The organism is Xanthomonas sp. 60, from assembly GCF_011761925.1.
Genome location: NZ_JAASQW010000005.1, coordinates 260615 through 274455, shown reverse-complemented (window position 1 = coordinate 274455; position 13841 = coordinate 260615). Strand labels below are relative to the sequence as shown.

The 13841-nt window shown below is 68.4% G+C and carries 12 protein-coding genes; 8 read left to right on the top strand and 4 right to left on the bottom strand.

The window, feature by feature from the left end:
- Position 1: 1 nt before the first annotated feature.
- Together betT and FHY09_RS12495 are read left to right on the top strand one after the other, a co-directional pair.
- Positions 2 to 1981: a choline BCCT transporter BetT gene (betT, locus tag FHY09_RS12500; protein ID WP_166927198.1), complete on the top strand. Its 1980-nt coding sequence runs from the start codon at positions 2 to 4 to the stop codon at positions 1979 to 1981.
- Positions 1982 to 2134: 153 nt separating this feature from the next.
- Positions 2135 to 4621: a methyl-accepting chemotaxis protein gene (locus FHY09_RS12495; protein WP_456362803.1), complete on the top strand. Its 2487-nt coding sequence runs from the start codon at positions 2135 to 2137 to the stop codon at positions 4619 to 4621.
- Between the two features lie 54 nt (positions 4622 to 4675).
- Here FHY09_RS12495 and FHY09_RS12490 read toward each other — a convergent pair whose 3' ends face one another.
- The 3 genes from FHY09_RS12490 to fabR all read right to left on the bottom strand — a co-directional run bounded on the left by FHY09_RS12490 (position 4676) and on the right by fabR (position 7146).
- A complete protein-coding gene (locus tag FHY09_RS12490; RefSeq protein WP_166927197.1) occupies positions 4676 to 5653 on the bottom strand; it encodes a zinc-binding dehydrogenase in 978 nt (325 codons plus the stop codon).
- Positions 5653 to 6342 carry a type 1 glutamine amidotransferase domain-containing protein gene (locus FHY09_RS12485; RefSeq protein WP_166927196.1) on the bottom strand — a complete coding sequence of 230 codons (690 nt, stop codon included), beginning with the start codon at positions 6340 to 6342 and terminating at the stop codon, positions 5653 to 5655. Before FHY09_RS12485 ends, FHY09_RS12490 begins: the two co-directional genes overlap by 1 nt.
- Before the next feature lie 150 nt (positions 6343 to 6492).
- The gene (gene fabR, locus FHY09_RS12480) at positions 6493 to 7146 is read right to left on the bottom strand and encodes an HTH-type transcriptional repressor FabR (protein ID WP_166927195.1); all 654 of its coding nucleotides are present in this window, start codon (positions 7144 to 7146) and stop codon (positions 6493 to 6495) included.
- Between the two features lie 91 nt (positions 7147 to 7237).
- Between fabR and FHY09_RS12475 the strand changes: the two genes are divergently transcribed.
- From FHY09_RS12475 to FHY09_RS12465, 3 genes are all read left to right on the top strand, one after another.
- The gene (locus tag FHY09_RS12475; RefSeq protein ID WP_166927194.1) at positions 7238 to 8305 is read left to right on the top strand and encodes a ferredoxin reductase; all 1068 of its coding nucleotides are present in this window, start codon (positions 7238 to 7240) and stop codon (positions 8303 to 8305) included.
- 13 nt (positions 8306 to 8318) lie between these two features.
- Positions 8319 to 9443 (top strand): fatty acid desaturase, encoded by a 1125-nt coding sequence (locus FHY09_RS12470; protein ID WP_166927193.1) that lies wholly within the window; start codon positions 8319 to 8321, stop codon positions 9441 to 9443.
- A 150-nt stretch (positions 9444 to 9593) separates the two neighbouring features.
- Positions 9594 to 10592, top strand: coding sequence for a glucokinase (locus tag FHY09_RS12465; protein ID WP_166927231.1), 999 nt, complete (start codon positions 9594 to 9596; stop codon positions 10590 to 10592).
- Here FHY09_RS12465 and FHY09_RS12460 read toward each other — a convergent pair.
- The gene (locus FHY09_RS12460) at positions 10577 to 11197 is read right to left on the bottom strand and encodes a hypothetical protein (RefSeq protein ID WP_166927192.1); all 621 of its coding nucleotides are present in this window, start codon (positions 11195 to 11197) and stop codon (positions 10577 to 10579) included. The two genes, FHY09_RS12465 and FHY09_RS12460, sit on opposite strands and share 16 nt — an antisense overlap.
- A gap of 295 nt (positions 11198 to 11492) precedes the next feature.
- Here FHY09_RS12460 and FHY09_RS12455 point away from each other — a divergent pair, with 295 nt between their 5' ends.
- Genes FHY09_RS12455 through FHY09_RS12445 form a run of 3 tightly spaced genes read left to right on the top strand, consistent with a single transcriptional unit; the run spans position 11493 to position 13833 of the window.
- On the top strand, positions 11493 to 12044 hold the full coding sequence (locus FHY09_RS12455; protein WP_456362802.1) for a DUF2975 domain-containing protein: 552 nt from the start codon (positions 11493 to 11495) through the stop codon (positions 12042 to 12044).
- The gene (locus FHY09_RS12450) at positions 12044 to 12271 is read left to right on the top strand and encodes a helix-turn-helix domain-containing protein (RefSeq protein WP_166927191.1); all 228 of its coding nucleotides are present in this window, start codon (positions 12044 to 12046) and stop codon (positions 12269 to 12271) included. The genes FHY09_RS12455 and FHY09_RS12450 overlap by 1 nt, the downstream gene beginning before the upstream one ends.
- A gap of 32 nt (positions 12272 to 12303) precedes the next feature.
- Complete coding sequence (locus FHY09_RS12445; protein WP_166927190.1) at positions 12304 to 13833, top strand: TerC family protein; 1530 nt, start codon at positions 12304 to 12306, stop codon at positions 13831 to 13833.
- Positions 13834 to 13841: the final 8 nt, after the last annotated feature.

Genomic DNA, 13841 nt, shown 5'->3' with positions numbered 1-13841 from the left:
CATGGAAGCCCTCGAGCCCCACACCGCACCGGTGCGGACCCTGCGCCCCGTTTTCATTGCCGCTGCCCTGGTGGTCGTCGCTTTCGCGGCGTTCGTCAGCGTATACCCCGCAGGCGCCGGTCGCCTGCTGATGCAGGCGCAGGAGTGGGCCTCGGCCAACGTCGGCTGGTACTACCTGCTGGCGATGACCCTGTACTTGGTCTTCGTGGTGGTGACCGCGTTGTCGCCCTACGGCAACATCAAACTCGGTGCCGACCACGACGAACCAGAGTTCAGCTACCTCTCCTGGGCCGGGATGCTGTTCGCGGCGGGTATCAGCATCACACTGTTCTTCTTCTGTGTGTCCGAGCCGCTGACCCATTTCATGCAGCCGCCGCAAGGACTGGATGCCAACGGTGAGGCGGGGGCACGGCAGGCCATGCAGCTGCTGTTCCTGCACTGGGGCCTGCATGGCTGGGGCGTGTTCGCACTGGCGGCGATGGCCATGGGGTATTTCGCCTACCGCCACAACCTGCCACTGGCCCTGCGCTCGGCGCTGTATCCGTTGATCGGCAACCGGATCAACGGGCCGATCGGCTACACGGTGGATGCGCTGGGCATCGTCGCGACGGTGTTCGGGCTTGGCGCGGACATGGGCTTTGGCGTGCTCCATCTCAACGCGGGCCTGTCCCATCTGTTCGATATACCGCACACCCATTGGGTCCAGATAGCACTGATCGCCGCCATGATGGGTGCCGCGATCGTGGTGGCAGTCTCCGGCGTGGAGAAAGGCGTGCGCTGGATGTCCAACATCAACATGCTGCTGGCCATCTCGCTGGTGCTGTTCATGCTGTTCGCCGGTCCCACGCAGTACCTGCTGGGCACGCTGATGCAGAATGCCGGTGATTACCTGGGCAACGTGGTCGGCAAGAGCTTCGATGTGTACGCCTACGGCGGCCGGCCGGGATGGATGGGCAGCTGGACGGTGTTCTACTGGGCGTGGTGGATCGGCTGGTCGCCGTTCGTCGGGCTGTTCATCGCGCGCATCTCGCGCGGCCGCACCATCCGCCAGTTCGTGTTCGGCGTGCTGTTCATCCCACTCGGCTTCACGCTGGCGTGGCTCTCCATCTTCGGCAACAGTGCGCTGGACCAGGTGCTGCATCATGGGCAGCAGCAACTGGCGCAGCTGGCGATCGATGATCCGCCGATGGTGCTCTATGCGCTGCTCGATACCTACCCCTGGAGCCGCGTGGTGATCGCGGTGACGGTGGCGGTGAGCTTCGTGTTCTTCGTGACGTCTGCCGATTCCGGCGCGGTGGTGCTGTCCACGCTGTCCTCGCACGGCGGCGCGCCTGAGGATGATGGCCCGCGCTGGCTGCGCGTGTTCTGGGGTTCGGTGACGGCGGTGGTGACCGGTGGCCTGCTGCTGGCCGGCAGCATGGATGCGCTCAAATCGGCGGTGGTGCTGGCCTCGCTGCCGTTCTCGGCAGTGCTTCTGCTGATGATGTGGGGACTCATGCGGGCCTTCGCCGACGAGGGCCATCGCAAGCGCGCGCTGCAGTACCGCGCCTCGCCGCTGGTCGGTGCGAGCCGACACCACCAGGGGTGGCGCCAGCGCCTGGGCCAGGCGGTGAAGTTCCCGGTCCGCGACCAGGTCTACCGCTTCATGGACACCGACGTGAAGCCGGCCCTGGAGGCCGTCGCCGAGCAGCTGCGCGAGCAGGGGTGGGACGTGACCACGCGCCTGGAGCCGGGTGACATGGAGCTGGCGGTGGACCATGGCGATCAGCAGGATTTCCTCTACCGCGTGATCCTCACCGGATACCGGGTGCCGTCGTTCGCCTCCCACCAGGCGCGCAACAGCCGCTACTACCGGGCCGAGGTGCATCTGTACGAGGGCAGCCAGGACTACGACCTGGTGGACTACAGCCGTGAGCAGATCATCAACGACATCATCAGCCAGTACGAGCGCCACGTGCAGTTCCTGCACCTGAGCCGCTGACGCGGCCGCGGTGGCCGGGCGCGCGCCGGTCACCCTGGCCGGGCAGGCTGCGGGCCGGAGTCATCAAGCTTGGGCCACTGCGGCCGATAGAGGGGGAAGGCCGTTCGGAAGGACCCGGCGCCGCTGCCCTGGCTCCCCTCCCGAGAAACGCCCATGCGTGCTCCATCCCGCTCTTCCCGCGCCCCGAGCGTCGCCCGCCGGCTGATGCTCGGCACTGGCCTGCTGGCCCTGGCCTGTTTCGGCCTCACCGCGATGATCAGTTACTGGCAGAGCAGCGCCGCGCTGCTGGCCAGCGCGCAGGCGCGGCTGCAGGACCTGGCCGGACAGGAGGCCCAGCGCATTGCCGGGGAGATCAGCGTCGCGGCCGATACCGGTGCCGCGCTGGCCACTACCTTCCGCGTACAGCGCACGCTGGCCGGACTGGACCGCGAAGCCGCCAACCAGGTGGTACGCGCGCAGTTGGAGGCGCACCCGCAGTGGCTGGGCCTGGGCACGCTGTGGGAGCCCGATGCGTTTGACGGGAAGGACGCCGAGTTCGTGGACAGCGACGGGCATGACCCGACCGGCCGCTTCATGACCTGGTGGGCGTGGCAGGACGGCACCCTGGTGCGCGAGCCGCTGCGCGATTACGAAAAGCCCGGCGACGGCGACTGGAACCTCAAGCCGCGGCAAACCCGCGCGCAGGTGGTGGTTGAACCGTATTACTACCCGGTGGCCGGCAAGGACACGCTGATGACCACGGTGGCCACCCCGATCCTGGACGGCGAGCGTTTCCTTGGCGTGGTGACCGTGGATTTCACCTTGGCGGCACTGCAGTCGCGGATCGCGGCGATGCGTCCGATGGAGGTGGGGCACGCCACGCTGCTTTCGCCTGCGGGTGCGGTGATGGCCAGCCGCGACGCTGCCGAAGTGGGCAAGGTGCGTGACGATGCGGGCACCCGGACGATGCTCGCCGCAGTCGCCAGGGGCGAGCTGGTCAGCACCGAGGTCACCATCGATGGCAGGAAGGAACTGCAGGTGTTCGCACCGCTGAAGATCGGTGCGGCGCCGCAGGTGTTCGCGCTCGGCATCGCGGTGCCCAAATCGCACGTGATGGCGCAGGCGCGCACGTTGCTGTGGGTGATCACCGCCGTGGGGCTGGGCTCCGCGCTGCTGCTCAGCGGCGCCTTGTTCCTCCTGCTGCGCCGGCAGGTCCTCAATCCACTGGCCGAAGCCGAGCGCGTCTCCTCGGACGTGGCCGCCGGCCGCCTGGACAGTGCCATTCCGCAGCGCGGCGATGACGAGCTCGGGCGCCTGCTGAGCGCCATGGCAGCGATGCAGCGCCAGCTGCGCGCGGTGATCGACGCGCAGGCCGACATGGCCCGGCGGCATGACGAGGGCCAGATGAGCTACCGCCTGGATGCGGCGGCATTCCCCGGCGAGTACGGGCGCATGGTCGCCGGCACCAATGCGCTGGTGGCCGGCCACGTGGATGTGCAGCGCCGGCTGGTGGAGGTGATGGCGCGCTACGCGCAGGGCGACATGAGCCTCGAGATGGATGATCTGCCCGGTGAGAAAGCCGCCATCACCGATGCGATGCGGGCCACCCGGGCGAATCTGCAGGCGATCAACCACGCCATCCTGCAGCTGGCCAGCGCGGCGGCGGCGGGCGACTTCTCGCAGCGGGGCGACGCAGCGCGTTTCGCGCATGACTTCCGCGGCATGGTGGATGGCCTGAACGTGCTGATGGAAACCACCGATGGCAACCTGGCCGAGCTTTCGCGGCTGCTGCAGGCGATCGCGCGCGGTGACCTGAGCGCGCGCATGCGGGGTCAGTTCCATGGGGTCTTCGCGCAGATGCAGCGCGATGCGGACACTACGGTCGAGCAGCTGTCGACCATCGTGGCCGGCATCCAGCAGGCCAGCGGTGCGATCAGCGGTGCCGCCGCCGAGATCGTCGCCGGCAACGAAGACCTCTCCCAGCGTACCGAGCAGCAGGCCGCCAGCCTGGAAGAGACCGCTGCCTCGATGGAGGAGCTCACCTCCACCGTGCGCCAGAACGCCGAGCATGCCCGCCAGGCCGACACGCTGGTGCAGGGCACCGCCGCAGTGGCCGCGCAGGGCGGTGCAGTGGTCAGCCGGGTGGTGGATACGATGGCCGGGATCGAAGCCGCTTCGCGGCGTATCGCGGAGATCATCACCGTGATCGACGGGATCGCGTTCCAGACCAACATCCTGGCCCTCAACGCAGCCGTCGAAGCCGCGCGTGCCGGCGAGCAGGGACGTGGCTTCGCGGTGGTGGCCTCTGAGGTGCGCGCCCTGGCGCAGCGTTCGGCCGGGGCCGCGCGCGAGATCAAGACGCTGATCGATGATTCGGTGGGGCAGGTGGAGCAGGGCGCCGGACTGGTGCGCACCGCCGGCGGCACCATGGACGAGATCGTCTCTTCGGTGAACCGCATCACCGGCCTCATGGCCGAGATCGCGGCCGCCTCGCAGGAACAGAGCGCGGGCATCGAGCAGGTCAGCCAGACGGTCGTGCAGATGGACGAGGCGACGCAGCAGAACGCCGCGCTGGTGGAGGAAGCCAACGCAGCGGCACGTTCGATGGAAGATCAGGCGCGAACACTGCAGGCGGCAGTGGCGATCTTCCGCCTGCGCTGAGCGCGTGGCACGCCGGGCACTGCGCCGGCAGGACCGGCGCAGTCTCCCAACGGATCAGGGGCGCAGCAGGACCTTGCCCTTGCGCCCGGATTGCAGGCTGGCCTTGGCGGCCCGGGCGACGTCTTCCAGCGCGAAGACCTGCTCCACCGGCAGCGTGAGTCCGCCGTCGGCGGCGCGCTGCAGCAGTTCGCCCACGAGTCGGCGCTTGTCCTCCACGGCCATTGCCTGGCTGACCTTGCTGCCCCAGAACCCCTTCACCACGAGCTGTTTGAAGATCAGATCGCCGGAGGGGATCTGCATCGGCTCACCGCCCATGGAGCCGAACGACACCAGCGTGCCGCCCTCGCCGAGCAGGCCGACCAGCTCACCACTGGCCGCACCGCCGATCGAGTCCACGGCCGCCGTCGCCAGGCCTTCGCCCAGCAACCCGCGGACGCGCGCCTGCCAGCCCTCGTTCGCGGTGGACACGGCGTTCTGGATGCCAAGCACCGCGAGTTCATCCACGCCGTCGTCGCGCCGCACCAGGTTGACCACGTTGATGCCACGAGCGGCAGCCAGCATCGCCAGGGTCTTGCCGACCGCACCGTTGGCGGTGTTCTGCACGATCCACTGACCCGTTTTCACCTGCAGGAATTCCAGCAGCATGAGCGCACTGAGTGGCATGGCGATCAGCTGCGCCGCCGTTTCGTCCTTGATCTGCTCCGGCATCGGGATGACCATGCGCGCCGGGGCGATGAACGCTTCGGCCCAGGTGCCATGCACCGATGCAGCGGCAACGCGCTGGCCTTTCTCCAGCCCGTCCACGCCTTCACCCACCGCGTCGATGATGCCCAGCGCTTCGCTGCCACCGACGGCAGGCAACGGGGGCTTGTAGCCATAGCGGCCGCGCACGGTCCACAGGTCGTGGTTGTGGATCGGTGCCAGGACGGTGCGGATGCGCACCTCGTCGCGACCCGGCTCCGGCAGGTCGGCCTCGCCTGCGGCAAGGACCGCCTCCGGCTCGCCGAAGCGGTCATGCAGGGCGGCGCGCATCACTTCACCAGCCCGAGCAGCGCACGTGCGGTGGCTTCGCTGCTGCCCGGATTCTGGCCGGTGACCAGCCGTCCATCCAGCACCACGTGTTCGGCCCAGTCCGCCCCGCTGCTGTACACCGCGCCGTGGCGCTTGAGCTCGTCCTCTACCAGGAACGGCACGATCTTCGTCAGGCCAACCGCTTCTTCCTCGCTGTTGCTGAAGCCGGTGACGCTGCGGCCTTCCACCAGCGGACGGCGGTCATCGCCGCGCACGTGGCGCAGCACGCCCGGGGCATGGCAGACCAGGCCCAGCGGGGTGTCGTTGCGCGCGGCCTGTTCGATCAATGCGATCGAGTGCGCGTCTTCAGCCAGGTCCCACAGCGGGCCGTGGCCACCGGGATAGAAGACCGCATCGAACTCGGCCACGTTCACCTCGGACAGGCGCACCGTCGTGGCCAGCACCTGCTGGGCGGCGGCATCGCCGGCGAAGCGGCGGGTGGCATCGGTCTGGGCGTCGGGTTCGTCGCTCTTCGGGTCCAGCGGCGGTTGGCCCCCTGCGGGGGAGGCCACGGTGATCGCGGCGCCGGCATCGACGAACACGTAGTAGGGCGCGGCGAACTCTTCCAGCCAGAAGCCGGTCTTCTTTCCGGTATCGCCGAGGCGGTCGTGCGAGGTCAGGACGAGGAGGATGCGCTTGGGGGTCGTCATGGGAGTGCCTGCGGGCGTTGCCCGTTGAAAAGGGAGCGCAAGCGTGTCAGGACGGATGGTAAGGGCAGGTAAAAAAACCGCATGACCCGCCCAGCGGCGGCCGACGCCGTTCATGCAGGCAGGGTGGCGGCCCGCCGGGGCCGCGACAGCTCAGCGCAGGCGTCGGAACGCGGCCGGCGTGCGTGCGCCGACCACGATCATGCGCACCATCGTGGACATCTGATCGACCAGTTCGTCGTCGCGTTCCGGGGGCAGGTCCATCGCCGTGGCGCCCAGCGCGAACACCAGCCGGGTGATGGCCTTGGCGGCCAGGGCCGGGGCGTGCAGGCGTACGCCATCCAGCGCCGCCAGGCGCACCAGGTCCTGCTGCAGCTCGTCTTCGAAATAGTGCAGCTCGCGCTCGACCGCAAGCTTGAAGTCGTCAGACCCCACCGCGCCTTCGCGGAGCAGGACGTGCAGCAGCTTGTCATCGGCACGCAGCTGCTCGACGAAGGTCTCCACCGAGACACGCACCACGCTGGCCGCGCTGCGGGTGGCACGGTGCCGGGCGTGCCCGATGATCGTGCGCAGCGAGCGCCCGGCCAGGTCGATCAGTGCGATGGACAGTTCGTCCATGTCACGGAACTGGCGGTAGAAGCTGTTGGGCGCGATGCCGGCCTCGCGGGCGACCTCGCGCAGGCTGAGCGTGGACAGGCTGCGATGCGGCCCGATCAGCTTCAATGCCGCGGCCATGAGGTCCTCGCGGGTCACCGAGCGGCGGGCCGGGAGAATGTCATCTGGCGGTGGCAGAACGGAGTGGGACATGGGCAGGCCGCTGGGCAATGCTGAATCATACCCTTTTCCGGTGGATATACACCTGTATACACAGGTGTGCATGCGCACGTATAGTTCGCCCATGAACGCTGTCACCCGTCCATCGCCCCTCTCGCCCCAACGCTGGCTGTCGCCTGCCCTGTTCGATTTCTGGGCGGGCCAGGTCAATCCGCTGTGGACGCTGCGCCAACCGCTCGCCCGCCTGGTGCGCCGCGAGCCGGCCGGCGAGGGCGCTGTCACTCTGGTGCTGCGGACCAACCGGCACTGGCGTGGCATGCAGCCCGGCCAGCACGTCACGTTGGGCGTGGAGATCGACGGACGCATCCTGCAGCGCAGCTACAGCCCCACCGAGATCGGTCCACGCACGCTGGCGATCACTGTCAAGGCGGTGGACGGCGGGGTGGTGAGCCGGCACCTGGTGCAGGTGGCACGCCCGGGTACGCTGCTGCAGATCGGACCGGCCTTCGGCGACTTCCATGCACCGGGCGCGGCGCCGTTGCTGCTGCTCGCCGCCGGCAGCGGCATCACGCCGATGCGGAGCCTGCTGCGTGCGCTGGCACGGCGACCGCTGGCGGCGCCGGTGGACCTGTATTACTGGGAGCGCAGCGCAGCCGGTTTCAACTTCCGCGAGGAACTGCAGGCGCTGGCTGCTTCGCAGCCTGCATTGCATGTGCATCTGCTGGCCACGCGCGATCCGGCAGCGCCTGCGCTGCGCGTGGGCGAGATGTCCTTTGACGATCTGCCTGATGCGCCCCTGGTACAGCGGCACGTGCTGGCCTGCGGCCCGGATGGTTTCGTGGCGGCGGCGCGCGAGCGCCTGCAGCACCGGGTGGCGGGGTTCCAGGCCGAAGCATTCACCCCGCCGGCCCGGGCCGGCGGCGCCGACGCCGAGGGCACCGTGCAGGTGACCCTGGCACGCAGCGGCCGGCAGTTGACCGTGCCGCGCGGACGCTCGCTGCTCGAAGGCCTGGAGGCCAATGGCCTGGCGCCCCGGCACGGTTGCCGCATGGGCATCTGCAACACCTGCACCTGCATCCGTGCCAGTGGCGCGACCCGCCACCTGCGTACCGGCGAGCAGCAGAACGAACCGGCGCAGCCGGTGCGGATCTGCATCAGCGCGCCGACCACCGACCTGATCCTGGATCTCTGAGGAGCCTGCCCTGATGAGCCGCTCGACCGACCGTGTGCTTTCCCCCTCCGAGTTGAATGCCTTCGGCGCCGAGCTGGACGCGATCCGCGACCGTGTGGTCGGCCAACTGGGTGCCGCGGACACCCGCTACATCCGCCGCGTGGCCGCGGCCGTGCGCTGGTCGGGCCTGCTCGGCCGGGTGCTGCTGTTCGCTGGCGCCTTCTCTCCGCTGTACTGGGCGCCGCTGCTGTGGCCGGCCTGCATCGCCGGTACGCTGCTGCTGGCGCTGTCGAAGATCCTGGAGAACATGGAGCTCGGGCACAACGTGATGCATGGCCAGTACGACTGGACAGGCGATCCGAAGCTCGACGGCAACCGTTACGAGTGGGACATCGTGGCCACCAGTGACAACTGGCGGAAGACGCACAACTTCAAGCACCACACCTATACCAACGTGCGCGGCATGGACGATGACATCGGTTACGGCCTGCTGCGCATCTTCCCGGAACAGCGCTGGCGCCCGTTCTACCTGCTGCAGCCGGTCATCGCACCGGTCTTCGCGCTGATGTTCCAGTGGGGCGTGGCGATCCAGGACCTGCGCATCGGTCGCTGGCTGAAGGGTCGCATGACCGGGCGCCAGCTCTGGTCGGAAACGCGGCCGGTGGCGCGCAAGATGGGGCGTCAGCTGGGCAAGGACTACCTGCTGTTCCCGCTGCTGGCCGGTCCGTTCTTCCTGCCGGTGCTGCTGGGCAACATGGTCGCCAATGGGATGCGCAACATCTGGACATACGTGATCATCTTCTGCGGCCATTTCACGGCCGAGTCGGAGACGTTCTCCAAGGACTGCCTGCGCAACGAATCGCGCGGACACTGGTACCTGCGCCAGCTGCGCGGCTCGTCCAACCTCACCGGCGGCTGGGTGATGAACGTGCTGTCGGGCAACCTGAGCCACCAGATCGAGCACCATTTCTATCCCGACGTGCCGGCCAACCGCTATGCGGCGATCGCAGTGGAAGTGAAGGCGATCTGCCAGCGTTACGGCCAGCATTACAACACCGGCTCGCTGCCGCGCCAGTTCGGGCAGGTGGTCTGGCGCATCATCCGCCATGCGTTTCCGAGCCGTCCCGCGCGCATGGCGGTCCCGCAGCCAGCAGGCTGACGCCTGTACGGCGGCCGTCATCGCGCTATGCAAAGCGGGAATGATGGCTGAGAATCCTGCGGATTGAATCGCAGCAGTCAAAGGTCACGTGTGAACAGTGCGGCACTCTCCGCGGTCTCCCAGGAGCCGCCTTCCACGCGTGAGCCTGATCTGGCAGCACCTGCCCTGATCGTCGCCGATGTCGGCGGCACCTTTGCCCGGCTCGCCTGGGCTGACGGTGACCTGGAAGCGCTCTCGGTGTTCCGGAGCTACCGCTGCAACGAGTACGCCAGCCTTGGCGCCATCCTCGCCGACTTCGCCCGCGCGCGTCCGCAGTCCGGCGTGCGTGCGGTGGTGGCCATCGCCGGCATCCTGCAGGGCGACACACTGGTCAATGCGAACCTGCCCTGGCCGGTGTCGCGCCACGCGACCGAACGCGAGGCGGGCCTGCGCGAGCTGCAGCTGATCAATGATTTCGAGGCCGTTGCACTGGCCATTCCGCATGTCCGCGCCGATGCACTGGTGCCGCTGCTGGGCGGGCCGGTGCATCGTTTCGCCTGGCCGGCGCTGGTCCTGGGCGCGGGGACCGGCCTGGGCGCCGCGCTGCGTTTCGCCGATGGCGAGCGGCCCGTGCTGCCCATCGAATCCGGGCAGGCCTCGCTGGCGGCCGGCACGGCACTGGAGCTGGACGTCCTGCGCGTGCTGCTGCAGCGCACCGCGCACGTGGAAAACGAACGCATTCTGTCCGGCACCGGCCTGCTCACGCTTTATCGCGTGCTGGCCGAGCTGCGCGCGGTCGCACCGCGCCTGACCTGCACCGAGGACCTGGTCGCCGCCGCCCGCGGTGGTGAGGATGCACTCGCCGTGGAGACCGTGCAGGTGTTCTGCGGGTGGCTGGGCAGTTTCGCCGGCGACCTCGCCATCGCGCTGGGTGCGCGCACGGTGTATCTCGCCGGCGGCATCGCCACGCATATCGCTGGATGGCTCGGGGACGGGCGCTTCACGGCGCGCTTCCTCGACAAGGGCGTGATGCGCCCGTTGCTGGAGACCGTGCCGGTATGGCGGGTGGAGCACGGGGCGCTGGGCCTGGTCGGTGCCGCGGCCTGGCAGCGGCCGTGCCCGGCGCAGGGCGACGGGCAGGCCACCCGGCACCCTCACGGCGCCGGCTGAGGCAGGTGCGCCGCCTGCCGCGTTGAAAGCCGCAGCAGCATCGCCGAGATGATCAGGGCCGTCGGTACGCCGTGCCACGGGTCCCGCAGGGAGTCCTCGTAGTAGCTGTCCAGGAACACCGAGGCGATGATCCACAGCCCGGTGACCTGGGCGGCGCTGAGCCAGCGCCGTGGCCGGATGCGGTCGGCCAACGGGGTCCAGCAGGTCACCACGAGCAGCAGCAGGGACAGGTAGCCGAACGACCCGGGCGCGTTGTCAAGGAACGTCCGTTCCGGCCAGAACGCGGTGTTGACCATCCCGAGCGTGAGAATGAAAAGACCGTGCACGAAATGGGAGAACGCAAAGCAGAGGCCGAATGTGCGGCGCTGGTCGACCAGGTAATCCGTGACCGGCCCCGGCCAGCGCGTGGCGAGCGCGGAGGTGGTGAAGACGATCAGGAACAGGACGAACGAGGCGCGCGCGGTGGCACGCAGGGCAACATGCAGCCGTTCGATCGGATCGGCGACGCTGAAGGTGGCCGCTGCCGCCAGGACCAGCAGCGCGGCGGCGATGGGGAGGAACAGGCGGGCTCCGCGGAGTGGGAGCAGGGTGTGTTCTGAGCTCATGGGGGTCCTCGTGGGTGAGTGCGCCGCAGGACTGGCACGGTTCACCCTCGCACTCCGGGTGCGCCCGGCGCAGCCCGGGGCCTGCGAAGTGGCCGTGTGCGCGCGTCGGCGTCGCTGGCACGCCTGGTGGGTTGCCAACAGCAGTGCCAGCTGCGGCTGGCCGTAGGGCAGGTCCGCGTTGAACGGCAGGCAATGTCTGGAGAGCGGTTTGCGGCTGGCAACGCGTATCACCGGTTGTTTATCGTTTATCAATATGGAATGATAAGGGCGATCGCCGTGACTGAAGGATTACCCTGTGTCGAGCCACGCCTGCCGCACCGATGCCACGCACGGCCTGTTCCGGTTGACCCGCGCGGCCATCGCGGCAGTTCTGGCGGCGTGCTGGGTGGGCATGGCAGCGGCGCTAGTGGCATTGCCGGTGGTGCTGCTGCAACCGCCACGGCTGCTCGCGGCGGTACCGCCTTCGGTGGTGGACGCGCACGGCGATGGCCCGCATCTGCTGCTGCACTTCAGCGCCGGCCTTTCGATGATCGTCGTGCTGCTCGCGCTCGGCGCGGTGTTCCTGCGCCACCTGCGGCGCTTTGTCGGCGCCGTCGGCCAGCGCCAGCCGTTCACCCCCGGCAATGTGCAGCGGCTGCGACGCATGGCCTGGCTGATGCTGGCCATGGAGCTGCTTTCGATCGTCATCGGACTCTACGCGGACTGGATGGGGCCCCCGTTTGGTTGGATGGAAGTGGGCGGCGGGATGTCCGTGACCGGGCTGATCGCCGTGCTCATGCTCTTTGTGATGGCGCGTGTGTTCGCGGTCGGTACGGCGATGCGCGAGGACCTGGACGGCCTGGTCTGATGGCCGTGGTCATCACGCTTGATCGCATGCTTGCCGCGCGCGGCATGACGCTGTCCGAACTCGCTGCGCGCGTGGACATCACGCTCGCCAACCTGTCCATCCTCAAGACCGGCAAGGCGCGCGCGATCCGTTTCTCCACCCTCGATGCCATCTGCCGGGAACTGCGCTGCCAGCCCGGTGATCTGCTCGGGCATGACCCGTCCCTCCCGCAGGACGAGGCCGGCTGAGCCGCCTTCTCCTCTACTGAAGAATCACACGCATGGAATGGTTGGCCGACCCCTCGATCTGGATGGGGCTTGCAACACTGGTGGTGCTGGAGATCGTGCTCGGCATCGACAACCTGGTGTTCATCGCGATCCTCGCCGACAAGCTGCCACCGCATCAGCGCGACAAGGCGCGGGTGATCGGGCTGCTGCTGGCACTGGTGATGCGGCTTGTGCTGCTGGCCGCACTGGCCTGGATCATGAAGCTCACCGAGCCGTTGTTCAGCGTGGCCGGCCAGGCATTCGCCGGACGTGACCTGATCCTGCTGCTGGGCGGTCTTTTCCTGTTGTTCAAGGGCACCATGGAATTGCACGAGCGGCTGGAAGGCCGGTCCCACGCCGATGAAGGCAGCCGGCCGCACGCGCGCTTCGGGCTGGTGGTGGCGCAGATCGTGGTGCTTGATGCGGTGTTTTCGCTGGACTCGGTGATCACGGCCGTGGGCATGGTCGAGCATCTCGGCGTGATGTACGCGGCGGTGACCATCGCGATGGCGGTGATGCTGCTGGCGAGCAAGCCACTGACCCGTTTCGTGAACCGCCATCCCACCGTGGTGGTGCTGTGCCTGGGCTTCCTGCTGATGATCGGCTTCAGCCTGGTGGCCGAAGGCCTCGGCTTCAAGATTCCGAAGGGCTATCTGTACGCAGCCATCGCGTTCTCGGTGCTGGTGGAATCGTTCAACCAGTGGGTCCGCTTCAATCGTGAGCGCGATGCCGCGCGCCTTCCGTTCCGGCAGCGCACGGCCGAGGCGGTGCTGCGCATGTTCGGCGCTGCGCAGGCGGACGCCGACGACGTGGCTGGCGAGCCGTCGGGGCGTGGCGATGCCGAGCGCCTGCAGCCGGCCGAGCAGGACATGATCCGCAGCGTGCTCACGCTGGCCGAGCGGCCGGTGTCCAGCGTGATGACGGTGCGCACCGACGTGCAGTGGCTCGACATCGCGCGGGCGCCGGAGGACATCATTGCCCGGCTGATCGCCTCGCCGCATACGCGGTTGCTGGTCGCCGAGGGGGAACTGGACCAGCTCCGCGGCGTGGTGCAGAGCCGTGACCTGCTGGCAGCGCTGCTGCAGGGAAGGTCCCTGCGGCTGGACGACCACCTGCGCGAGGCGCAGTTCGTGTCATCGTCGGCGAGCGCGCTGCAGGTGCTCGAACTGATCCGGCAGCATCCGGTGCCGCTGGCGGTGGTCGTGGACGAGTATGGCGGCGTGGAGGGACTGGTCACCGCCAACGATCTGCTGGCGGCGATCGCCGGCGACCTGGCTGACACGCAGGATGCGCGCTACGGCATCACCGAAGTGGCCCCGGGCCATTGGGAGGCCGATGGCGCGCTGACGCTGGAGGATCTGCAGCGACAGGCAGGCGTTCGTTTCCCGCGCGATGCGGACTACCGGACCCTTTCCGGATTGATCCTGCATGCCCTGGAACGGATGCCGCTGCAGGGCGACCGGATCGAGCACGAAGGCTTTGCGCTGCGCGTGCTGTCGATGCAGACGCGGCGGGTGGGACGGGTGGCGATCCAGCGACTCTGAAGGCGCGT

What these genes read in the sequence shown, in the direction of transcription:
- FHY09_RS12460 (WP_166927192.1), bottom strand. Translation starts at nt 11,197, where the DNA reads ATGAGCTCAGAACACACCCTGCTCCCACTCCGCGGAGCCCGCCTGTTC.
- fabR (WP_166927195.1), bottom strand. Translation starts at nt 7,146, where the DNA reads ATGTCCCACTCCGTTCTGCCACCGCCAGATGACATTCTCCCGGCCCGC.
- FHY09_RS12470 (WP_166927193.1), top strand. Translation starts at nt 8,319, where the DNA reads ATGAGCCGCTCGACCGACCGTGTGCTTTCCCCCTCCGAGTTGAATGCC.
- FHY09_RS12495 (WP_456362803.1), top strand. Translation starts at nt 2,135, where the DNA reads ATGCGTGCTCCATCCCGCTCTTCCCGCGCCCCGAGCGTCGCCCGCCGG.
- betT (WP_166927198.1), top strand. Translation starts at nt 2, where the DNA reads ATGGAAGCCCTCGAGCCCCACACCGCACCGGTGCGGACCCTGCGCCCC.
- FHY09_RS12445 (WP_166927190.1), top strand. Translation starts at nt 12,304, where the DNA reads ATGGAATGGTTGGCCGACCCCTCGATCTGGATGGGGCTTGCAACACTG.
- FHY09_RS12490 (WP_166927197.1), bottom strand. Translation starts at nt 5,653, where the DNA reads ATGCGCGCCGCCCTGCATGACCGCTTCGGCGAGCCGGAGGCGGTCCTT.
- FHY09_RS12485 (WP_166927196.1), bottom strand. Translation starts at nt 6,342, where the DNA reads ATGACGACCCCCAAGCGCATCCTCCTCGTCCTGACCTCGCACGACCGC.
- FHY09_RS12450 (WP_166927191.1), top strand. Translation starts at nt 12,044, where the DNA reads ATGGCCGTGGTCATCACGCTTGATCGCATGCTTGCCGCGCGCGGCATG.
- FHY09_RS12475 (WP_166927194.1), top strand. Translation starts at nt 7,238, where the DNA reads ATGAACGCTGTCACCCGTCCATCGCCCCTCTCGCCCCAACGCTGGCTG.